Annotated in this window: 19 protein-coding genes and 1 pseudogene; 5 read left to right on the forward strand and 15 right to left on the reverse strand. The window is 64.5% G+C overall.

Annotation, left to right across the window (positions count from 1 at the left end):
• Window positions 1–90 precede the first annotated feature (90 nt).
• From mepA to FJ980_RS23090, 4 genes and pseudogenes are all read right to left on the reverse strand, one after another.
• Window positions 91–1,174: pseudogene (gene mepA, locus FJ980_RS23075) on the reverse strand (penicillin-insensitive murein endopeptidase).
• Between the two features lie 139 nt (window positions 1,175–1,313).
• The gene (locus FJ980_RS23080) at window positions 1,314–2,216 is read right to left on the reverse strand and encodes an SDR family oxidoreductase (RefSeq protein ID WP_140546049.1); all 903 of its coding nucleotides are present in this window, start codon (window positions 2,214–2,216) and stop codon (window positions 1,314–1,316) included.
• A 13-nt stretch (window positions 2,217–2,229) separates the two neighbouring features.
• The gene (gene queG, locus FJ980_RS23085; RefSeq protein WP_140546050.1) at window positions 2,230–3,381 is read right to left on the reverse strand and encodes a tRNA epoxyqueuosine(34) reductase QueG; all 1,152 of its coding nucleotides are present in this window, start codon (window positions 3,379–3,381) and stop codon (window positions 2,230–2,232) included.
• A complete protein-coding gene (locus tag FJ980_RS23090; RefSeq protein WP_095767936.1) occupies window positions 3,362–4,054 on the reverse strand; it encodes a glutathione S-transferase family protein in 693 nt (230 codons plus the stop codon). The genes queG and FJ980_RS23090 overlap by 20 nt, the downstream gene beginning before the upstream one ends.
• Window positions 4,055–4,271: 217 nt before the next feature.
• On the opposite strand from FJ980_RS23090, the gene FJ980_RS23095 reads away from it, so the two are divergent.
• Window positions 4,272–5,078, forward strand: a complete 807-nt coding sequence (locus FJ980_RS23095) for an undecaprenyl-diphosphate phosphatase (protein WP_140546051.1) — start codon at window positions 4,272–4,274, stop codon at window positions 5,076–5,078.
• Window positions 5,079–5,301: 223 nt separating this feature from the next.
• Here FJ980_RS23095 and betB read toward each other — a convergent pair whose 3' ends face one another.
• From betB to betI, 5 genes are read right to left on the reverse strand one after another with little or no spacing between them, the layout of a single operon-like run.
• Window positions 5,302–6,765, reverse strand: coding sequence for a betaine-aldehyde dehydrogenase (gene betB, locus FJ980_RS23105; RefSeq protein ID WP_140546052.1), 1,464 nt, complete (start codon window positions 6,763–6,765; stop codon window positions 5,302–5,304).
• 49 nt (window positions 6,766–6,814) lie between these two features.
• The gene (gene betA, locus FJ980_RS23110) at window positions 6,815–8,467 is read right to left on the reverse strand and encodes a choline dehydrogenase (RefSeq protein ID WP_140546053.1); all 1,653 of its coding nucleotides are present in this window, start codon (window positions 8,465–8,467) and stop codon (window positions 6,815–6,817) included.
• Window positions 8,460–9,461, reverse strand: coding sequence for a threonine/serine dehydratase (locus tag FJ980_RS23115; RefSeq protein ID WP_140546054.1), 1,002 nt, complete (start codon window positions 9,459–9,461; stop codon window positions 8,460–8,462). Before FJ980_RS23115 ends, betA begins: the two co-directional genes overlap by 8 nt.
• Entirely contained in the window at window positions 9,461–10,990 is a 1,530-nt protein-coding gene (gene betC, locus FJ980_RS23120) for a choline-sulfatase (RefSeq protein ID WP_140546055.1), read from the reverse strand. Before betC ends, FJ980_RS23115 begins: the two co-directional genes overlap by 1 nt.
• Window positions 10,987–11,577 (reverse strand): transcriptional regulator BetI, encoded by a 591-nt coding sequence (gene betI, locus FJ980_RS23125; RefSeq protein WP_140546056.1) that lies wholly within the window; start codon window positions 11,575–11,577, stop codon window positions 10,987–10,989. The genes betC and betI overlap by 4 nt, the downstream gene beginning before the upstream one ends.
• Window positions 11,578–11,763: 186 nt before the next feature.
• Here betI and FJ980_RS23130 point away from each other — a divergent pair, with 186 nt between their 5' ends.
• Both FJ980_RS23130 and FJ980_RS23135 read left to right on the forward strand, forming a co-directional pair.
• Complete coding sequence (locus FJ980_RS23130) at window positions 11,764–12,930, forward strand: acetyl-CoA acetyltransferase (RefSeq protein ID WP_140546057.1); 1,167 nt, start codon at window positions 11,764–11,766, stop codon at window positions 12,928–12,930.
• Window positions 12,931–12,982: 52 nt separating this feature from the next.
• On the forward strand, window positions 12,983–13,987 hold the full coding sequence (locus FJ980_RS23135; protein WP_140546058.1) for an asparaginase: 1,005 nt from the start codon (window positions 12,983–12,985) through the stop codon (window positions 13,985–13,987).
• On the opposite strand, the gene FJ980_RS23140 is transcribed toward FJ980_RS23135, so the two are convergent.
• Window positions 13,980–14,459 (reverse strand): GNAT family N-acetyltransferase, encoded by a 480-nt coding sequence (locus tag FJ980_RS23140; protein WP_140546059.1) that lies wholly within the window; start codon window positions 14,457–14,459, stop codon window positions 13,980–13,982. The two genes, FJ980_RS23135 and FJ980_RS23140, sit on opposite strands and share 8 nt — an antisense overlap.
• Window positions 14,459–14,740 carry a DUF1778 domain-containing protein gene (locus FJ980_RS23145; protein WP_140546060.1) on the reverse strand — a complete coding sequence of 94 codons (282 nt, stop codon included), beginning with the start codon at window positions 14,738–14,740 and terminating at the stop codon, window positions 14,459–14,461. The genes FJ980_RS23140 and FJ980_RS23145 overlap by 1 nt, the downstream gene beginning before the upstream one ends.
• A 182-nt stretch (window positions 14,741–14,922) precedes the next feature.
• Here FJ980_RS23145 and FJ980_RS23150 point away from each other — a divergent pair, with 182 nt between their 5' ends.
• On the forward strand, window positions 14,923–15,735 hold the full coding sequence (locus FJ980_RS23150; RefSeq protein WP_140546065.1) for a methyltransferase domain-containing protein: 813 nt from the start codon (window positions 14,923–14,925) through the stop codon (window positions 15,733–15,735).
• Here FJ980_RS23150 and FJ980_RS23155 read toward each other — a convergent pair.
• Window positions 15,732–17,108: a TIGR03808 family TAT-translocated repetitive protein gene (locus FJ980_RS23155; RefSeq protein ID WP_140546061.1), complete on the reverse strand. Its 1,377-nt coding sequence runs from the start codon at window positions 17,106–17,108 to the stop codon at window positions 15,732–15,734. The genes FJ980_RS23150 and FJ980_RS23155 overlap by 4 nt on opposite strands.
• 106 nt (window positions 17,109–17,214) lie before the next feature.
• Here FJ980_RS23155 and greA point away from each other — a divergent pair, with 106 nt between their 5' ends.
• A complete protein-coding gene (gene greA, locus FJ980_RS23160) occupies window positions 17,215–17,697 on the forward strand; it encodes a transcription elongation factor GreA (protein ID WP_140546062.1) in 483 nt (160 codons plus the stop codon).
• Here greA and FJ980_RS23165 read toward each other — a convergent pair.
• The 3 genes from FJ980_RS23165 to FJ980_RS23175 all read right to left on the reverse strand — a co-directional run.
• Window positions 17,694–18,083 carry a type II toxin-antitoxin system death-on-curing family toxin gene (locus FJ980_RS23165; RefSeq protein ID WP_140546063.1) on the reverse strand — a complete coding sequence of 130 codons (390 nt, stop codon included), beginning with the start codon at window positions 18,081–18,083 and terminating at the stop codon, window positions 17,694–17,696. The genes greA and FJ980_RS23165 overlap by 4 nt on opposite strands.
• Window positions 18,080–18,301 carry an AbrB/MazE/SpoVT family DNA-binding domain-containing protein gene (locus FJ980_RS23170; protein WP_140546064.1) on the reverse strand — a complete coding sequence of 74 codons (222 nt, stop codon included), beginning with the start codon at window positions 18,299–18,301 and terminating at the stop codon, window positions 18,080–18,082. Before FJ980_RS23170 ends, FJ980_RS23165 begins: the two co-directional genes overlap by 4 nt.
• A gap of 423 nt (window positions 18,302–18,724) precedes the next feature.
• Window positions 18,725–19,718 (reverse strand): methylmalonyl-CoA mutase family protein (locus FJ980_RS23175; protein WP_181181290.1); only part of this gene is annotated, 994 nt, incomplete at its 5' end.

Consider the following 19,718-nt stretch of genomic DNA (forward strand, 5'->3'; position numbering starts at 1 on the left):
GATCGCGATGGGCGTTTCGGCCAATCTCCAACGCATGCCACCTGCCAACGCAAACAGAGCCGACCGGTCAAAATCCCCCGTGCAGTGCCACTAGTTCCCCGGCCTTGGCCTTGGCAACGGAATGCCGATCTTTGGCGTCGGCGCGAAAGCGCTTGCCGCCGCCGGGATCGCGGCGTTGCCGCTGGAGATCGCTTCCGCCGGCTCGGTCGGCTGCGGTTCGGCCACGGCGACCGCGGCGGCGGCGCCGCCATGATAGGTCACCGCTTCCAGCGAGGGCGCGTCCGGCGCATTGACCACGTCCTGGCATTTGCTTGGGCAGGTTGGCCATCGTCATCAGGTCGCGCGCCTTGGGCGCATCCGGATTCTTGTTCGGCCGCCACGGCTCCTCGGTGAACCACCAGGCCAGCGGCTTGCCGCAGCCATCGTCGTCCGGCGTCGTCTCTTGCCCCCTGCAGAAGGGAGAGCCCGGCTGGCAGCCGATGCGCATATGGAAATGATAGTCATGGCCCCAGAACGGCCGGATCTTGCGCAGCCAGGAGCGGTCCCCGGCGACGGTGTCGCAGAGTTTCTTCTTGATGCCGGGATTGACCAGGATGCGCTCGACCTCAGGATAGCTCGCCGCGCGCTTCAAAAGCCGCGTATGCGCCGGCGTCCACAGCGCGTCCTTAACCAGATGCGTTTTTTCGTCGACCATCAGCGTCGCGCTCATGGTCTCGCGCTGCGCGATGGTCAGCGGCCGCTTCGGCATCGGCGTCAGCCAGATATCAGCGTCGAGCCCGATCTGGTGCGAGGCGTGGCCGGTCATCATCGGTCCGCCGCGCGGCTGCGAGACATCGCCGACCAGAAGCCCCGGCCAGCCATCCGCCTGGGCATCGCGCGCTAGCTTCTCGATCAGCGCGATCATCGCCGGATGGCCCCAGCGCCGGTTGCGCGACGGGCGCATCACTTCCCAGGTCGGGCCGTCCATCGGCAGCGCGACGCCGCCGGTGAAGCAGCCTTTCGAGTAGAAGCCGAAGGATTGCGCGGGCGCCACGGCCGGCAGTTTTCGGGCGCCGAACAACTCCTTGGCGCGGGGTTCGGCCGAAATGGCGACAGCCGCCAGCGCGGCCAGGGCCACCAGCGCCAGGGCGGCGGTCAGGAACGGCTTGCGGTCAGGAAGCGATCGCAAATTCATCAGGCTGGGTCCCTCTCCAGTCTATCCGTTTGCCGCGCGTCAAGCGACCCGATCAGGAACGAATCATACCACGCCGCGCGTCCCGCATCGATCAATGGTTGGAAGGTGATGTGGTCGAAAACCGCTCCGCGGTTCAGCATCATCCTCGCATCGGGCTGCGCGGCTCTCCGTCCCGCCAGTTGCCCTCGGCCCACATCCGCTCCAGCGCCACCCGGTAGTTGGGAAACCGGAAGCGGTAGCCGGCCGCTTTGATCGCCTGATTCGCGACGCGCTTGTTCTCGCCATAGAAAGACCGCGCCATGGGCGAAAGTTGGGCGGTCCCGAAGGGAATTTCGGGCGGCGGCTCGACCCCCATCAGCCCAGCGGCGTAAGCCACGACGTCCTGCGGCGGCGCCGGCTCGTCATCGGTGACGTTGAAAATGCAGCCGAGATTCTTGTCGGCCAGAAGCCAGAGCGCCCCAGCGATGTCGTCGCAATGGATGCGGTTGAACACCTGTCCCGGCTTGACCAGCCGCCTTGCGGTGCCGTCTTCGAGATTGGCCAGCGCGTTGCGGCCCGGCCCGTAGATCCCGGAAAGCCGCAGGATCGCCACCGGTTTTTCGATCTCCCGGCCAAGCTTCAGCCATTCCTGTTCGGCAGCCACCCGCATCGTCGAGCGCTTCGACACCGGGCGGCACGCGCTGGTCTCGTTCACCCAGGCGCCGCCATGGTCGCCATAGACGCCGACGGTCGAGAGATAGCCGATCCACTCCAGCGCCGGCATCTTTGCCCGGATCGTTTCGCCGGCGGCGTTGAGCACCGGGTCGCCGGCCTCGTCGGGGGCGATCGAGACGATGAGATGTGTGGTCCTTGCAAGCGCTTCGCTGAGCTCGGGCGACAGCACGCCGTCGAATTGCAGCGGCTCGATGCCGGCCGATCGCAGCGCCTCGAACTTTTCCGGCGTCCGGGTCGTGCCGGAGATCGGCGCGTGTTGCGCGTTGGCCCGCGCGAAAGCCTTGCCGGAATAGCCGGCGCCGAAGATGAAGAAGCGTCTTTCGCTCATCGATGAACCCCCATCAATCGGCCTTCGCCGGATGTGCCTGCGCCGCCAGCCATTCCTCGCGGACCATTGCATCCGTCTCGGTTTTCGATGCGGTTGCGGCAAGCTCGCCAAATTCGCGATCGGAGAGCAGTCGCGACAGGGCCCAGATTGCCGCACCCCGCACCAGCGGCGAGGCGTCGCCCAGCAGGCGACGCACAATGGGCGTTAGCGAAGCGTCGTCCGAATTGCCGGCGGCAATCAGCACATTGCGGACAAAGCGGTCGCGGCCGATGCGCTTGATCGGCGAGCCCGAGAAGAAAGCGCGGAACGCCGCGTCGTCGAGCGCGAGCAGCTCCGAAAGCGACGGCTCGCGCAGATCGGCGCGCGCGGCCAGCTTCGCCTCCGAAGCCGCGCTGGCGAACTTGTTCCATGGACAGGCGGCCAGGCAATCGTCGCAGCCATAGATGCGGTTGCCGATCTTGTCGCGGAACTCGCGCGGGATCGGACCCTTGTTCTCGATGGTGAGATAAGAAATGCAGCGCCGCGCATCGAGCCGGTAGGGCGCCGGGAAAGCATCGGTCGGGCAGACGTCGAGACAGGCGCGGCAGGAGCCGCAATGGTCGATCTCTGCCCGATCGGGCTCCAGCTCGGCCGTGGTGAAGATCGTGCCGAGGAACAGCCACGAGCCATGCGCGCGGCTGACCAGGTTGGTGTGCTTGCCTTGCCAGCCGAGCCCCGCCGCTTCGGCAAGAGGCTTTTCCATCACCGGTGCTGTATCGACAAACACCTTCACGTCGCCGCCGGCCTTCGCCACAATCTTGCCGGCGATCTCCTTCAGCCGGCCTTTCATCACATCGTGATAGTCGCGGTTTTGCGCATAGACCGAGATCGCGCCGCGGTCGCGCTTTTCGAGGATGGCGCGCGGATCATGGTCCGGGCCGTAATTCATGGCGAGAACGATGATCGAGCGCACCTCCGGCCATAGCGTGGAGGGTTCGGCGCGCCGCTGAACCGTCTCGGCGATCCACTCCATCGAGCCGTGAAAGCCGTCGGAGACGAATTCGGCCAACCGGGCGGGCGCCAGCGGGATCGCGTCGGGCCGGGTCACTGCGACTGCCTCGAAGCCGGCGCGGCGCGCCTCCGCCTCGATCAGCGCGCGTAAGGTTTCAGAAGTCGAGGTCCGCATAATGCGATACCGGCGACAGGCCGCGCACCCGGTCGGAGAGCAGCGGCCGGAACGACGGCCGTGATTTCACCCGCGTGTACCATTCACGCGCGGCGCCATGCTCGCGCCAGTCGATCTCGCCGAGATAATCGAGCACCGACAGCGTCGCGGCCGCCGCGAGATCGGCATAGGTCACCTTGTTGCCGGCCAGCCAATGGCGCGTGCCGGCCAGCCAGTTGGTGTATTTCATGTGCTGGCGGATGTTGGCGCGCGCGGCACGGATGGCGGCCGAGTCCGGCGAGCCGCCGCCGGCGGTTTCCGGCATGACCGGCTTCAGCACGCGCTCCCGCACCAGATGCCGCGTCACTTCGCTTTCGGCCTTCGCCAGATACCAGTCGGTCAGCCGGCGGATCTCGGCGCGCTGCATCGGATCCTCGGCGAACAGCCGCCTGTCGCGCTTCAAGACGCCGCGCGTCTCGTCGAGATATTCGGCGATCACCATGGCGCCGACGATCGGCACGTCGCCTTCGGCAAGCAGGATCGGCAGCGTGCCGGCCGGGTTCAGCGCCAGAAACTCCTTGCGCCGCGTCCACGGCTTTTCCTCGATCAGCGCCAACTCCTCGCCATACTCGCCGAAGGCGAGGCGCACGAAGCGGCAGGTGGCGAACATGGGATGGTGGAAAAGCGTCAGCATGGTTCCGCGATGATAGGGCGCACTGGCGAATCGCTGAAGGCGCCGGTAAGTCTTGGCCGCCCGATTCCCGGGGCTGTCATGGTGTTGCGACCTATAGGGGCACTTCCGCCCCATGACAAGCAAACCCTTCCTCCCCCTCGGAGCATGATGTCGTCCGAAAACCGCTTCACACTTTTCGGCATCATGCTCTAGCCGCCATTCGAACCAAGAGGTTGCCATGGAAAGCCAGACCATCGTCGAAGCGCTGCTGCTTGGGCTGCTGGAGGGCCTGACCGAGTTCATCCCGGTGTCCTCGACCGGCCATATCCTGCTTGCCGGCCATTTCCTCGGTTTCCATTCCACCGGCAAGGCCTTCGAGATCCTGATCCAGCTCGGCGCGATCCTGGCGATCCTCAGCGTCTATTTCAGCAAGCTCTGGCAGATGCTGATCAAGCTGCCCAGCGATCCGAAGACCCGGCATTTCGTCGTCGGCATCCTGATTGCCTTCCTGCCGGCCGCCGTCATCGGCGCGCTGGCGCATGATTTCATCAAGACCATATTGTTCGAATCGCCCCGGCTGATCTGCATCATGCTGATCATCGGCGGCGTGGTGCTGCTCATCGTCGACCGCATCAACCTCAAGCCGGTCCACCACGATGTCGAGGACTTCCCGTTGAGCGTCTATCTCAAGATCGGCCTGTTCCAGTGCCTGTCGCTGATCCCCGGCACCTCGCGCTCCGGCTCGACCATCGTCGGCGCGCTGCTGATGGGCGTCGACAAGCGCGCGGCGGCCGAATTCTCCTTTTTCCTCGCCATGCCGACCATGGTCGGCGCCTTCGCCTTCGATCTTTTCAAGAACCGCAATGTGCTGACCTCGGCCGATTTGCCGATCATCGCCGTCGGCTTCATTGCCGCCTTCGTCACCGCGCTCATCGTGGTGCGCTTCCTGCTCGATTACGTCTCGCGCAACGGTTATTCGCTGTTCGGCTGGTGGCGGCTTGCGGTGGGCGGGCTCGGGCTGGTGGCGTTGATGGTCTGGGGGTGAGCGGCTGGGCCGCTTAACGCCGCGATCCTTCGCGCCCCCCTCTGTCCTGCCGGACATCTCCCCCACGAGGGGGGAGATTGGCCATTTCTCCGCTGGCGCTTTTCCTGCGGCAATGGCGATTGGCGAAAGCGGTGGCGGCATCTGATCTCCCCCCTCGTGGGGGAGATGTCCGGCAGGACAGAGGGGGGCGCTGTCCCGCCGACTTTCGTGATCTGTCAATCCCTCAATACGGGCTCGCCACGTCCCCCGTCTCGACATAAACCGCCTTCAGCTGCGAATAATGCGCTAGCGCCGCAAGCGAATTCTCGCGGCCGATGCCGGACTGCTTGACGCCGCCGAAGGGCATTTCCACAGGCGTCAGATTGTAGGCGTTGATCCAGCAGGTGCCGGCCTGCAATTCGGCGATGACGCGATGCGCGCGCGGCAGGTCACGCGTGAACACGCCCGCCGCCAGCCCGAATTCGGTGTCGTTGGCGCGCTCGATCACCTCGTCCTCGCTGTCGAATTTGAGCACGCTCATCACCGGTCCGAAAATCTCCTCGCGCGCAATCCGCATGCTGTCGGCGACATTGGTGAACACCGTCGGCTCGACGAAAAAACCGCCTTCGAAACCCTGCAGCGACGGTAAATTGCCGCCGCAGGCTAGGCTGGCGCCATCCTGCTTGCCGGCTTCGATATAGGAAACGACCTTGTCCTGCTGCGCCTTGTTGACCAGCGGACCCATCTGCGTTTCCGGATCGAGCGGATCGCCGATGCGGATCTTCTTGGTGCGCTCGACAAGCCGCTCGACGAAGCGGTCGTGCATGCCCTTCTGCACGAAGACACGCGTGCCGTTCGAGCAGATCTGGCCGGTGGAATAAAAGTTGCCGAGCATGGCGCCGCCGACGGCGTTCTCCAGATCGGCGTCGTCGAAGACGATCAGGGGCGACTTGCCGCCGAGCTCCATCGTCGCGTGCTTCATCTTCGAGCCGGCAAGCGACAGCACCTTGCGACCGGTCGGCACCGAGCCGGTCACCGAGACCTTGGCCACGACATCATGGCCGACAAGGCCGGCGCCGACATCGCCATAGCCTTGCACAACATTGAACAGCCCGTCGGGCAGGCCGGCCTCTGAATAGATCTCGGCCAGCGCCAGCGCCGAAAGCGGTGTGTTCTCCGACGGTTTGAACACCATGGCATTGCCCATGGCCAAAGCCGGCGCCGACTTCCAGCCGGCGATCTGGATCGGATAGTTCCAGGCGCCGATGCCGACGCAGACGCCGAGCGGCTCGCGGCGCGTGTAGGCGAAGGGCCCGCCGAGATCGATCATCTCGCCATTGAAGGCGGCGACCGCTCCGGCGAAATATTCCAGGCAGTCGGCGGCCGAAGGGGCGTCGGCCACCAGCGTTTCCTGGATCGCCTTGCCGGTGTCGAGCGTCTCGATGCGGGCCAGATCGGCATTGCGCGCGCGCAGAATGTCGGCAGCGCGGCGCAGGATGCGGCCGCGTTCGACGGGCTTCAACCGTGCCCAGGCAGGCTGCGCGGCCCGGGCGGCTTCGATCGCCAGCTCCAGCACATTGGGCGTTGCCGAATGCAGCGTGGCGATGATCTCGCCGGTGGCCGGATAGATCACCGGCAGTGGCGCGCCGCCTTCGTCCTCGACGTAGCGGCCGTTGACATAGTGCGATGCCGTTGGCTGGGCGCGCATGGCTTTCTCCGGAACTGTTGGCCGATCGAACGGTCTGTCCGACAATGCCCTATCGGTCCGCCACCTGCCAGCGCGGATTGATCCACGGTTCCTGGTTGGATGGCGCCAGCGGCGTTCGGCCAAGGATGTGGTCGGATGCCTTTTCGCCGGTCATGATCGAGGGCGCGTTGAGGTTGCCGTTGGTCACCCGCGGAAAGATCGAGGAGTCGGCGACGCGCAGCCCCTCGACGCCGATCACCCGGCATTCCGGATCGACGACGGCCGTAGGATCGTCCGCTCGGCCCATCCTGCAGGTGCCGCAAGGATGATAGGCGCTCTCGGCATGGTCGCGGATGAAGGCGTCGAGCTCGTCGTCCGTCTGCACATGGCTGCCCGGTGAAATCTCCTTGCCGCGAAAGCCGTCGAAGGCCTTCTGGCCGAAGATCTCGCGCGTCAGCCGGACGCAGTGGCGGAACTCGCTCCAGTCGTCCGGATGCGACATATAGTTGAAGCGGATAACCGGCTTGGCCTTCGGCTCGGGCGAGCGCAGGCTGACCGATCCGCGGGACTTCGAGCGCATCGGGCCGACATGCGCCTGGAAGCCGTGCGACTTCGCCGCCGACTTGCCGTCATAGCGCACGGCCGCCGGGATGAAGTGATACTGGATATCGGGGTAGTCGACGCCGGCCTGCGAACGCACGAAGGCTGCCGCCTCGAAATGATTGGTGGCGCCAAGGCCGGTCTTGAAGAACAGCCATTGCGCGCCGATCAGCGCCTTGGAGAAGGGATTGAGCACTGAGTTCAGCGTGATCGGCTTGGTCGATTCCTGCTGGATATAAAGCTCCAGATGGTCCTGCAGATTGGCGCCGACGCCCGGCCGGTCGGCGACCACCTGGATGCCGTTTTCCTGGAGATGCGCGCCCGGACCGATACCTGACAGCATCAGGATCTTCGGCGAATTGATCGACGACGCCGCAACGATCACTTCACGCCGCGCCTTAACGACCTGAATCTTTTTGTCAGCTTCGATCTCGACGCCGATCGCACGTTGATTCTCGATCACAACGCGCCGGGCGAAGCCTTTGAGCAGGCCGACATTTCCGCGTCTGAGAGCCGGCTTCAGATACGCATTCGCCGCCGACCAGCGGCGGCCGCCCAGAATGGTCTGCTCCATCGGTCCGAAACCTTCCTGCTTCGAGCCGTTATAGTCGTCGGTGAGCTCGAAACCGGCCTGGCGGCCCGCCTCGACGAAGGCGCCGTAGAGCGGATTTTTCCGCGTGCCGCGCTGCACATGCAATGGTCCGCCTTTGCCCCGCCAGCCGTCCTCGCCGCCGTCGGAATCCTCCATGCGCTTGAAATAGGGGAGCACGTCGGCGAACGCCCAACCGGCGGCGCCCTGTTCGGCCCAGTGGTCGAAGTCATGCGCATGTCCGCGCACATAGACCATGCCGTTGATCGAGGACGAGCCGCCGAGCACCTTGCCGCGCGGGGTGGCAAGAACGCGACCGCCGAGATGCGGCTCGGGCTCGCTCGCAAAACCCCAGTCGTAGAGGCTCATATTGAGCGGGATCGACAGCGCCGACGGCATCTGGATCAACGGCCCCATATCGGTGCCGCCGAACTCGATGACGATCACCGAGTGCTTGCCGTCTTCCGACAGCCGGTAGGCCATGGCCGAGCCGGCGGAGCCGGAGCCGATGATGACGAAATCCGCTTCAAGCATTGTTCATGTGCGCCATAAAGTCGGCGAGCGAGACATTGCCGCCGGTTGCAACCACAAGGACGGTCTTGTCCTTCACATCCACCTTGCCGCCGAGCAGCGCCGCGAGCGACGCCGCGCCGGATGGCTCCAGCACCAGCTTCATCCGCTCGAAGGCGATCTTCATCGCCCGCCGCACCGAGGCGTCGTCGACGGTGACGCCGCGCACCCCGGCAGCGCTCACCGCCGCGAAGGGCGCGTCGCCGGGCTTGCGCGCCATCAGCCCGTCGCAGATCGATTTCGGCCCGATCGGCATGGTCTCGATTGCGCCATGCGCCAGCGACGAGCCCATGCCGTTGAAACCTTCCGGCTCGACGGCAATGATCTCGGTCTTGGGCGACAGATAGTGGAAGGCCAGCGAGACGCCGCCGATCAACCCGCCGCCGCCGACCGAGCAGAACACCAGGTCGGCCTGCGCCTTCTTCATTGCCAGCTGGTCGAGCGCTTCAAGTCCCGCGCCGGCCTGGCCGGCGACGATCTCAGGATCGTCGAAGGGATGCAGCAAGGTGAGGTGCTCGCTCTCGGCGATCTCGCGCGCCTTTGCAGCCGCAACTTCCTCGCGGGCCCGTTCGCCATGATCCGTCAGCACCACGCGCGCGCCATAACCGGCGGTCGCGTCGCGCTTGGCGGCGGGCGCGTCGATCGGCATGACAATGGTGACGGGGATGCCCAGCGCCTGGCCGGCCGCCGCCAGCCCTTGCGCGAAATTGCCGGAGGAATAGGCGACGACTCCCTTTTTCGCTTCACCCGGCGAAAGCCGGTTCAACCGCCAATAGGCGCCGCGCACCTTGAAGGAGCCGGCCCATTGCAGCGACTCCGGCTTGACGAAGATCCGCGCTGCACCCGTCTCTTTTGCGAGCGCCGCCGACTCCAGCAGCGGCGTCACCTGCGTGGCCGTCGAGGTGACGGCATAGGCCTGTTTCAGATGGTCGAGGGTGGGAACGAGAACGTCAGCCATTATTCGCCTCTCGGATAGCGTTTGCTCTCTTCGAGATTGTCGAGGTTCATGTGGTTGCGCATGTAGCGTTCCGACGCCTTCTGCAGCGGCTGGAAATCCCACGGGTAGTAGGCGCCGTTGCGCAGCGCCGGATAGACGACCCAGCGGCGCGCCTGGCTTTCGCGCACGGCGGCGTCGAAGGCGGCCAAGTCCCAGCGGGCCCTGACCTTGTCCATGAACGCCGCCACCAGGGCTGCGTTCGCCGGATCGTCGGCGAGGTTGTCACGCTCGAGCGGATCGGTATCGAGATCGAACAGCTGCGGCGCGTCGAGCTCGCAATGGACGAATTTGTATTTGCCGTCGCGCATCGCGACCAGCGGCGCATAGGAGCCTTCGGCCGCATACTCCATCAGCACCGGCCCGCTTCGCGCTTTGCCGTCGAGCAGCGGCAGCAGGGACTGACCGTCGGTCCACGGTTCGATTGCCGCGATGTCGATGCCGGCGAGGTCGCAGAGCGTCGGCGTCACGTCGAGATTGGAAACCGGCACCTTGATCAGCCTGGCCGGAACGCCCTTGCCGGCGATCATCAGCGGCACGCGGGCAGATCCCTCGAAGAAGCTCATCTTGAACCACAGGCCGCGCTCGCCCAGCATGTCGCCATGATCCGAACAGAACAGGACAGTGGTGTCGTCGAGCATGTGGGTACGCTTGAGAACGTCCAGGAGTTCGCCGAGCTTGTCGTCGACATAGGAGATGTTGGCGAAATAGCCGCGTCGGGAACGGCGGACCTGCTCGGGGGTGATCTCGAACGAAGCATAGTCGCTGGCGCCGTAGAGCCGTTGCGAATGCGCATCCTGCTCGTCATGCGGGATGAACGGGGTTTCAGGATCGAGCGCCTGGCAGTTCTCGTAGAGATCCCAATACTGCTTACGCGCCACGTAGGGGTCGTGCGGATGCGACAGCGAAACGGTTAGGCACCAGGGGCGATGACCCGCGTCGTCCTGCTCGCGCGACAGCTGGTAGAGCTTTTGCATGGCAAGGAAGACGACCTCGTCGTCATACTCCATCTGATTGGTGATCTCGGCGACGCCGGCGCCGGTGACCGAACCCAGATTGTGATACCACCAGTCGATGCGCTCGCCGGGCTTGCGGTAATCCGGCGTCCAGCCGAAATCGGCGGGATAGATGTCGGTGGTCAGGCGTTCCTCGAACCCGTGCAACTGGTCGGGCCCGACGAAATGCATCTTGCCGGACAGGCAGGTGTAATAGCCGGCGGCGCGCAGATGGTGGGCGAAGGTAGGAATGGAAGAGGCGAACTCGGCGGCGTTGTCATAGACTCCCGTGCGCGAAGGCAATTGCCCGCTCATGAACGAAGCGCGGCCAGGCGCGCAGAGCGGCGAGGCGGTGTAATTGTTGGCGAAGCGCGCCGAGCGCGCGGCAAGCGCCTTCAGGTGCGGGGCATGCAGGAAGTCCGCCGGGCCGTCCGGAAAGAACGTGCCGTTGAGCTGATCGACCATGACGATCAGGAAATTGGGTCGCCGGGTGGTCAAGGCAGGCTCCGTCCATTGAGCTTGGTTTCGAGATAGTCTTCCACGAGCGCGATCGCGGTCTGCGCGTCCGGCACGCCGTCCTTCAGCGCGCGGCGGATATAAAGCCCGTCTATCAGTGCAGCGGTCGCTTCCGCCACGCGGTCGGCCTCGATCCGAGGCAGGATGCCGGTCAGCCCGCTCATCAGGTTCGAATGGAGCCGCCGCGCATAGATGCGCAGCAGCCGCCGCAGCTCAGTCGATTTCTGCGCCTCGACATAGAAGGCGAGCCAGGCGGCGATGATCTGTGGCTGGAACTGCTCGTCGGAAAAGCTGACGGCGACGACGGCCGAGACGCGCTGGCGCGGCGTCGCGGCAAGACCGAACGCGCGCCTTGTGTCGGTGTTGAGCTCGGCGAGGATGTGCCGCATCGTTGCGAAGAGCAGCTCGTCCTTGGCGCCGAAATAGTGATGCGCCAGCGCCGACGACACCCCGGCGCGCCCGGCGATCTCCGACATCGTCACGTCCAGCGATCCGCGCTCGCCGATCGCCGAGATCGTCGCGTCGATCAGCGCCTTGCGGCGCACTGGCTCCATTCCGATTTTCGGCATTTTGGGGTCCGATTCCAGAGCAACTTATTTTTTATTGACGAGTCAATCAATAAAAAATCGCGTTGGGATCAACCGATCGTGTCGCTCTGGCCCATGGCATGGGGCTGGAAACGGTTCATTATTGAACAATATTGAATCACGTGCCGCACGCGATCGTGCTAGGCTGCGGCACTGATGGAGGTTGCCATGACCGCATGCATCGTCGGCTGGGCGCATTCGCGCTTCGGTAAGCTCGAAGGCGAGACGCTGGAGAGCCTGATCACCAAGGTCGCCGTCGAGGCGCTCGATCATGCCGGCATCGGCCCGGACGATGTCGACGAGATCGTGCTTGGCCATTTCAACGCTGGCTTCTCGCCGCAGGATTTCACCGCAAGCCTCGTGCTCCAGGCCGACGACCGGCTGCGCTTCAAGCCGGCGACGCGCGTCGAGAACGCCTGCGCCACCGGCTCGGCCGCCGTCCGTCAAGGCATCCGCGCGATCGACGCCAACGCCGCTCGCATCGTGCTGGTGGTCGGCGCCGAGCAGATGACGACCACGCCCGGACCCGAGATCGGCAAGAATCTCCTCAAGGCATCCTATCTGCCGGAAGATGGCGACACGCCGGCAGGCTTCGCCGGCGTCTTCGGCAAGATCGCGCAGGCCTATTTCCAGCGCTATGGCGACCAATCGGACGCACTTGCCATGATAGCCGCCAAGAACCACCGGAATGGCGTCGACAATCCCTATGCCCAGATACGCAAGGATTTCGGCTACGAGTTCTGCCGCCAGGAGAGCGAGAAGAACCCGTTCGTCGCCGGTCCGCTGAAGCGCACCGATTGCTCGCTGGTCTCCGACGGCGCCGCGGCGCTCGTTCTCACCGACACGGCGACGGCGCTGAAGATGCGCCGCGCCGTGACTTTCCGCGCCAACGAGCATGTCCAGGATTTCCTGCCGATGTCGAAGCGCGACATCCTCTCCTTCGAGGGTTGCGAGCGCGCCTGGGAGCAGGCGCTGAAGAAGGCCGGCGTGACGCTCGACGACCTCTCCTTCGTCGAGACACATGACTGCTTCACCATCGCGGAGCTGATCGAATACGAAGCGATGGGGCTCGCCAAGCCAGGAGAGGGCGCCAAGCTGGCGCTGGACGGCACGACGGCAAAGGACGGGCGCCTGCCGGTCAATCCGTCCGGCGGCCTGAAGGCCAAGGGCCACCCGATCGGTGCTACCGGTGTCTCGATGCATGTGCTGACAGCCATGCAGCTCACCGGCGAAGCCGGCGGCATCCAGGTGCCGGGCGCAAAACTCGGCGGCATCTTCAATATGGGCGGCGCGGCCGTCGCCAACTACGTTTCCATCCTCGACCGGATCAGGTAGAAGCGGCCCGCATCAAGCGCGCCCTCCTTGGGCGGCGCGTGCGGGAGGCAACATGACAAATCCGGTTCTGGTCGAGGTCACGCGCGGCGCTGTGGTCGAAAGCGGGCACCGCGGCGCGGTTTCCATTTTCGACGCCGACGGCAAGGCCGTTTGGGAGATCGGCGATACGGACCGCCCGGTGTTCCCGCGCTCGGCGGTGAAAGCAATCCAGGCATTGCCGCTGGTGGAATCGGGTGCCGCCGATGCCTACGGCTTCGGCAACCGCGAGCTGGCGCTGGCCTGCGCCTCGCATTCGGGCGAGCCGGCCCATGTCGAGCTGGCCACGGCGATGCTCGCCAGGGCGGGCCTCGACAGGAAGGCGCTGGAATGCGGCGCGCACTGGCCCTTGAGCCACGAGGCCACCATCGCGCTTGCTCGCGCCGGCAACGTGCCGAATGCCTTGCACAACAACTGCTCCGGCAAGCATTCCGGCTTCCTCTGCACCTGCGTGCATGCCGGCATTTCCCACGGCGGCTATGTCAAGGCCGGCCACGCTTTGCAGGAGATGGTCCGCGACGCCATGCAATCCGTGACGGGCGCGGCGCATGACGTCGACCATTGCGGCATCGACGGCTGCTCGATCCCGACCTACGCCGTGCCGTTGAAGAATTTTGCTCAGGGCTTTGCCCGCATGGCGACGGGCAGCGGCTTTGCGCCCGAGCGCGCCAAGGCGGCGAAGCGGCTGCTCTCGGCCTGCATGGCCGAGCCGTTCCTGGTCGCGGGCACCGGCAGGGCGGACGTCGCGCTGATGCAGGAGGCACCGGGTCGCATCTTCGTCAAGACCGGCGCCGAAGGCGTCTATTGCGCGGCATTGCCCGAACTTGGCCTCGGCATTGCCTTGAAATGCGATGACGGCGCGGGCAGGGGGGCCGAAGTGATGATCGCCGCAGTGCTGGCGAAGTTGCTCCGCGACGATGAGGCGGTTGCGACAAGCCTCGCCGAGCTCGCCCATCCCGCAATCGAAAGCCGCATAGGTGCCAAGGTCGGCTTGCTGCGGCCGACAGCGGCGCTCAACTAGCTGTCTTCAGCGACAGCACCAAAGTCATCGGATTTTTTGGGGAAGCCTGGAAGCCGTAGCGCTCATAAAACATCTTGGCTTCATCCGATATGGCATGAACCAGGAGACCGCGAATGCCGAGAATGGCTGCCGCTTGGCCCGTCCGCAGCACCGCGTCCTGCAGCAGAGCAACACCCAGACCCTTGCCTTGCCAGTTCGCATCGACAGCCAAACGGCCAAGCACAGCCACAGGCACGGGATCGGGCATATTGCGGCGGATCGAACCAGGCGCATCCGCCAGGTCAAGTCCGCCCGATGAAAGGCAGTAGTAACCGACGACGTGCGTCCCTTCCGCAACCACATAGGTTCTGGACGCCCCGCTGACTTGATTGGCGCGCGCCCGCCGTCGAAGCCACTGATCCAGGCTGTCGGTCCCGCTTTGAAAAAGGTCGAGTTCGTGCACACCGGCTAACAGGGCTGGCGCCGAAAGCATCAGTCCCGCCAGGGCCTGGGCGCATTCATCAGGCGGGCGAATCCCTCGCCGCTCGGCGGCTGGTCGAGGATATCGAGATAGTGCTGATAGCTTTCTGCATCGACCTTGACGAGCGTCTGGTCGAGCAGCGTGTCTTCGGCTGCACGGTAGGCGGCGTCGATCATGAAGTCGGAGCGGGTTTTCCCCCGTATCTTCGCGGCGCGGTCGATCAGGATGCGGATATCCTCGCGGATGCGCAGATTGACGGGCTTGGCGTGGATGTCCTGGTTTTTGGTGGCCATGGTGATGTATCCTTCCATTACCGATATAGCATTTTTGCATACACAATGTGTATTTAAATCTGAGATTGCCAATTTTCATCGCTGGCGACCTGGACGGCGCCGGTTCTACGCAAAACCGAACAGCAGCGAGTTCATGTTTCTGCTAGTCTCCCTTACCATCAATCGGATGCTGGGCGGTGGCTATGCTGGAAGCGGACAAGGTGTTTGCCGGGTCGATCCCGGAAAATTACGATCGCCATATGGTGCCGTTGATTTTCGAGGCCTATGCCGCGGAGACCGCGCGGCGGGCGGCGTCCTTCTCACCTTTGGCCATTTTGGAAACCGCCGCGGGCACAGGGGCCGTCACCCGCGCCTTGGCGCCAAAACTTTCTCCGGACGCCAGCTATGCCGTAACCGACCTCAATCAGCCGATGCTCGATTATGCGGCTTCGCGCCAGGGGCCCGACAGCCGCATCGCATGGCGTCAGGCGGATGCCCTGAATCTGCCCTTCGAGGATGCCGCCTTCGACCTCGTCTGTTGTCAGTTCGGCGCCATGTTCTTTCCCGACCGTTCCGCTGCCTATCGCGAAGCAAAGCGGGTGCTGAAGCCCGGCGGACATTTCCTCTTCAGCGTCTGGGATCGCATCGAGGAGAATGCATTCGCCGATGACGTGACGAATGCTCTCGTCAGGATTTTTCCGCACGATCCGCCGCGCTTTCTGGCGCGCACGCCGCACGGTTACCACGACAAGGACCTGATCCGCAGCGACCTCGAAGCCGCGGGATTTTCCGATGTGACGATCGACACCAGAGCCGAGCAGAGCCGCGCATCCTCGCCGCGCGTTCCCGCCGTCGCCTACTGTCAGGGCACCCTGCTTCGCAACGAGATCGAGGCCAGGGAGGCAGGACGGTTGGCGTCCGCAACCGACTACGCCGAGTCCGTGATCGCCGACAGACATGGCCGCGGTGAAATTGCCGCCAAGATCCAGGCGCACATCATCGTGGCCTCGATCTAACTGACCTTGTTGCGCTCGACGGTGAGATGCGCGTAACCGGTATCGGTCAATCGGGTGAGGTCCCCGGTCACCGGATCGGCCCAGCGCTGGCCGATGATGGCGCCGTGTTGCGCGCCGTCGATGACGTTGTCGGAGATGACGGCGCTGCCGGAGCCTTCGACGACCGAAACGACGATGCCGGTGCCCGCCTTGCGGATGACGTTGCCTGTCGCCACGACATTGCGCAGATAAGGGCCCCAGCCGAGCTGCATGCCATAGAGCGGCGCGTTCTCGACGACATTGCCGGAGACGGTGGTGTCGGCCTCGGCGCTGATGCCGACGCCGAAGCCAGGCGGGTCGGCGGTGTAGGGGCCAGTGGTCGAGAGGTTGCGCACGATATTGTTCGAGCAGACCGCCATCCGCCCGCCTTCGTTGAAATTGACGATCGAGATCCCGTTGGCGGCGCCGTCGACCAGATTGTTGCTGATGATCGCGCCTTCGAAGGAGAATTCCGAATAGATTCCGGTCTCGCCCGAGCGCGAGCAGGTGTTGCCGGTGATCTGCAAATTGCTTGAGCTGTTGGCGCGGACCGCGGTGAAGGCACAGTCGGAGACGACGTTGCCGGAGATGATGACATTGTCGGCGCGGAAGGCATTGATGCCGTTGCCGTTCTGCCCGGTGCCGCCGCTGCGCGCGCCGATGCGCTGGACACGGTTGCCGCTGACGATGGTGCCGTCTTCCGCCGCCTGCCAGCGATGCACCAGGATGCCGCCATTGGCGCAGTCCGAAACGCTATTGCCGGAAATCTCCAGCCCGCCGGCCTCGACCGAATAGATGCCGGCATCTGCAGCACCTGAAATATCGGAGCGGCCGACGCGGCCGACGGCATGCTCGAGCGCCAGCCCGTTCTTGCCGCTGCCGGTCACCTGGCAATTGTCGATGACCAAGTGCGCGACACGGCGCAGGTCGAGCAGCCCTTGCGTGTAATCGGCCAGCCAGCGGTTGGCGCCGTCGAGCACCAGGCCGCTGAGCTCGATGTGCTCGGCTTGTTCGGCCATCATCAGATGGCCGTTGCCGCCGTAGACGATGCGCGTCGCGCCGGGCACGCCCGACAGGCGCACGCGTGCGGGCAGCTTCAGGTTTGAGACGAGATAGCTGCCGGGCGGCAGGAATATCGGCTGGTCGCGGTCACTGGCCTCGGTCAGCATCCTGGCGAAAGCCTTGCTCTGGTCGTCGACCGCGCCCGGCTGCACGCCGATCTCGGTGGCGTTGATCGAGCCGCGCATCGCGGCCATCTCGATGCCCGGCAGCGGCTTGGCCGATGCCTTGCCGGCGAGGACGCCGGCGACGGCGAAGCCGGCGGTCCGGGCAAGCAGCGTTCGTCTGTTCAACATCGGCACAGGTCCTGGCGTTTCGCCCTGTCAGTCGCAGGAATCGTGCCAAGGCGGGCTCATCGGCAAACCGCTTGTGCAGTCGCCTCGCCAAGCCTAAGTTCACCGCATGAGCAGAGCTTTCACGCGCGAAGAAGACAGCGAGAACGCCATTGCCGGCGTCGGCGAACGGCCGGTCAGCACGCACCGCAATCTTGTGACGGAGCGCGGCCTGGCGATGATCGAGGACAACCTCGCCGAGCTGCGCGACCTGATGGCCAAGGCTGAAAGGCGCGGCGACCGCGAACGCCTCGCTGTCGTGTCGCGCGATCTGCGCTACTGGACCGCGCGGCGCGAAAGCGCGGAGCTTTCGGTGCCGGAGCCGGGCAGCGACGTGGTGCGCTTCGGCATGGGCGTCACCCTGGAAGGCGATGACGGCAAGAAGGTGCATTGGCGCATCGTCGGCGAGGACGAGGCCGATCCCTCGAAGGGCAGCATTTCCCATGTCTCGCCGATGGCCGTGGCGCTGTTCGGCAAGAAGATCGGCGAGGTCGTCACCGTCAACGGCAAGGAATGGGAAATCGTCAAGCTCTCGGACAAGGCCGAGAGCTAGTCTTCGAGCTTGACGACATGGTCGCGGAAGAAGGCGGCCGCCCCAGGCTCATCGATCTGACCTGCGGCGACACCCATGACGAATTCGTAGATCGTGCCGTTGTCCGCCATCAGGTCGTAACCGTTGATGATCAGGAACGCGCCGGCTGCAACCATGGCCGTGCGCTTGTTACCATCAACGAACGCATGGTTCCTCGCGATGCCGAAGATATACGCCGCAGCCAGATCCTCGACAGACGGGTCACCATAGTTGGCCTTGTTCTCGGCGCGGGCTAGCGCGGATTCAAGGGCGTTCTCGTCCCTCAAACCCTGTGCACCGCCATGCCGACGCAATTGCTCGGCATGCATCGCTTCGACTGCGCGACGCGACAGAAACTGCCAGCTCATTCCGCAAGCTTCTGAAGCGCGACTTTGTATTTGTCCATGACCTTGCGGGCAGCTTCCATTTGCCGCTCGAAGCTGTCGTCCACCGGCTCAAGCGCAATGCCCTTGTCCGTTTCAACGATCTGAAGCTGGTCACCCGCCTTCATGTTCATGCGATCGAGGAGTTCCTTGGGCAGGATCACGCCTTCGGAATTGCCGATCTTTCGAATGATGGTGTTCATGGTGCTGCAGTCCAGTTGCAACGTAGATTATAACCTAAACACCGTGTTGTTGCAACAGACATTATAACCCAGTGCAGCCCATGAACCAGCCAACGTCCGCGATTAACCGCGACGATTTATCCTCGTCATACACGGGCGGAGCAGGAGCAAAGCTCCTGCGCAGACCCGAGGATCCATTCCGTGACGCTTGTACGGATCAAAACGATGCGGAACCAGGCGCTTATCCAGTCCAGTGACAAGGCTCGATAGCGTCCGGACGATTAGGCGACCATTCTGAGGTGTCGCGTTCCTTCGCAGACGTCACGGAATGGATCCTCGGGTCTGCGCGACGGAGCTTCGCTCCTGCTCCGCCCGTGGATGACGAAGGGAGGGGATGCTTCGGCCAATCGCGGACATTGGCCGCCGCTATTACCGAACCCTCGCTCAATCAGCCAACAACCGATCCATCAGCCGGTTGGCCGCTTCCGGGATGACGGTCCCTGGCGGGAAGATCTCCGCCGCGCCTGCGGCCAGCACCGCGTCATAGTCTTGTGGCGGGATGACGCCGCCGGCGACGATTAGCATATCGCCATGGCCAAGCTTCCTCAGCGCGTCCTTGAGCTCGGGGATCAGCGTCAGGTGCCCGGCCGCGAGCGACGACGCGCCGATGATGTCGACATCGTGCTGCACCGCGAGTTTCGCGATCTCATCCGGCGTCTGGAACATCGGCCCGACGGTCACGTCGAAGCCCAGATCGGCGAATGCGCTGGCGATCACCTTCTGGCCGCGGTCATGGCCGTCCTGTCCCATCTTGGCGACCAGGATGCGCGGCTTGCCGCCGGATTTCTTTTCGAACGCTTCGATCTTCTCCTGCAGCCGCTCAAGCGCCGGGTTGTCGCCAAGCGCCTCGCGATAGACGCCGGAGATCGTCTGCACCGCCGCCGTGTGGCGGCCGAATACTTTTTCCAGAGCCAGCGAAATCTCGCCGACGGTAGCGTTGGCGCGCGCCGCGCGGACCGCGAATTCGAGCAGGTTCTCGCCGCCCTCGGCGGCACGGGTCAGCGCCGCCAGCGCACCCTCCAGCGCCGCGACGTCGCGTGTGCCTTTCAGCCGCTGCAGCTTCGCCAATTGCCTGGCCTTCACCTCGGCATTGTCGATCTTCAGCACATCGACCTCAATATCCGCTTCAGGCCGGTGTGCGTTGACGCCGACCAGTACCTGCTCGCCGGAATCGATGCGCGCCTGGGTACGCGCGGCCGCCTCCTCGATGCGCAGCTTCGGAATACCCTTCTCTATCGCCGCCGCCATGCCGCCGAGGCTTTCCACCTCCTCGATATGGGCGAGCGCGCACGCCGCCAGGTCATGCGTCAGCCGCTCGACATAGGCCGAGCCTCCCCACGGATCGATCATGCGCGTGGTGCCGGATTCCTTTTGCAGG

Source organism: Mesorhizobium sp. B1-1-5, assembly GCF_006443065.1.
In the GTDB taxonomy this organism is placed as follows: Bacteria; Pseudomonadota; Alphaproteobacteria; order Rhizobiales; family Rhizobiaceae; genus Mesorhizobium.

What these genes read in the sequence shown, in the direction of transcription:
- FJ980_RS23165 (WP_140546063.1), bottom strand. Translation starts at nt 18,083, where the DNA reads ATGAGCTGGCAGTTTCTGTCGCGTCGCGCAGTCGAAGCGATGCATGCC.
- FJ980_RS23170 (WP_140546064.1), bottom strand. Translation starts at nt 18,301, where the DNA reads ATGAACACCATCATTCGAAAGATCGGCAATTCCGAAGGCGTGATCCTG.
- FJ980_RS23115 (WP_140546054.1), bottom strand. Translation starts at nt 9,461, where the DNA reads ATGGCTGACGTTCTCGTTCCCACCCTCGACCATCTGAAACAGGCCTAT.
- betB (WP_140546052.1), bottom strand. Translation starts at nt 6,765, where the DNA reads ATGCGCGCCCAGCCAACGGCATCGCACTATGTCAACGGCCGCTACGTC.
- betI (WP_140546056.1), bottom strand. Translation starts at nt 11,577, where the DNA reads ATGCCGAAAATCGGAATGGAGCCAGTGCGCCGCAAGGCGCTGATCGAC.
- FJ980_RS23155 (WP_140546061.1), bottom strand. Translation starts at nt 17,108, where the DNA reads ATGTTGAACAGACGAACGCTGCTTGCCCGGACCGCCGGCTTCGCCGTC.
- FJ980_RS23140 (WP_140546059.1), bottom strand. Translation starts at nt 14,459, where the DNA reads ATGCTTTCGGCGCCAGCCCTGTTAGCCGGTGTGCACGAACTCGACCTT.
- FJ980_RS23095 (WP_140546051.1), top strand. Translation starts at nt 4,272, where the DNA reads ATGGAAAGCCAGACCATCGTCGAAGCGCTGCTGCTTGGGCTGCTGGAG.
- FJ980_RS23130 (WP_140546057.1), top strand. Translation starts at nt 11,764, where the DNA reads ATGACCGCATGCATCGTCGGCTGGGCGCATTCGCGCTTCGGTAAGCTC.
- FJ980_RS23145 (WP_140546060.1), bottom strand. Translation starts at nt 14,740, where the DNA reads ATGGCCACCAAAAACCAGGACATCCACGCCAAGCCCGTCAATCTGCGC.
- greA (WP_140546062.1), top strand. Translation starts at nt 17,215, where the DNA reads ATGAGCAGAGCTTTCACGCGCGAAGAAGACAGCGAGAACGCCATTGCC.
- FJ980_RS23135 (WP_140546058.1), top strand. Translation starts at nt 12,983, where the DNA reads ATGACAAATCCGGTTCTGGTCGAGGTCACGCGCGGCGCTGTGGTCGAA.
- queG (WP_140546050.1), bottom strand. Translation starts at nt 3,381, where the DNA reads ATGCGGACCTCGACTTCTGAAACCTTACGCGCGCTGATCGAGGCGGAG.
- betA (WP_140546053.1), bottom strand. Translation starts at nt 8,467, where the DNA reads ATGCTTGAAGCGGATTTCGTCATCATCGGCTCCGGCTCCGCCGGCTCG.
- FJ980_RS23080 (WP_140546049.1), bottom strand. Translation starts at nt 2,216, where the DNA reads ATGAGCGAAAGACGCTTCTTCATCTTCGGCGCCGGCTATTCCGGCAAG.
- FJ980_RS23090 (WP_095767936.1), bottom strand. Translation starts at nt 4,054, where the DNA reads ATGCTGACGCTTTTCCACCATCCCATGTTCGCCACCTGCCGCTTCGTG.
- FJ980_RS23150 (WP_140546065.1), top strand. Translation starts at nt 14,923, where the DNA reads ATGCTGGAAGCGGACAAGGTGTTTGCCGGGTCGATCCCGGAAAATTAC.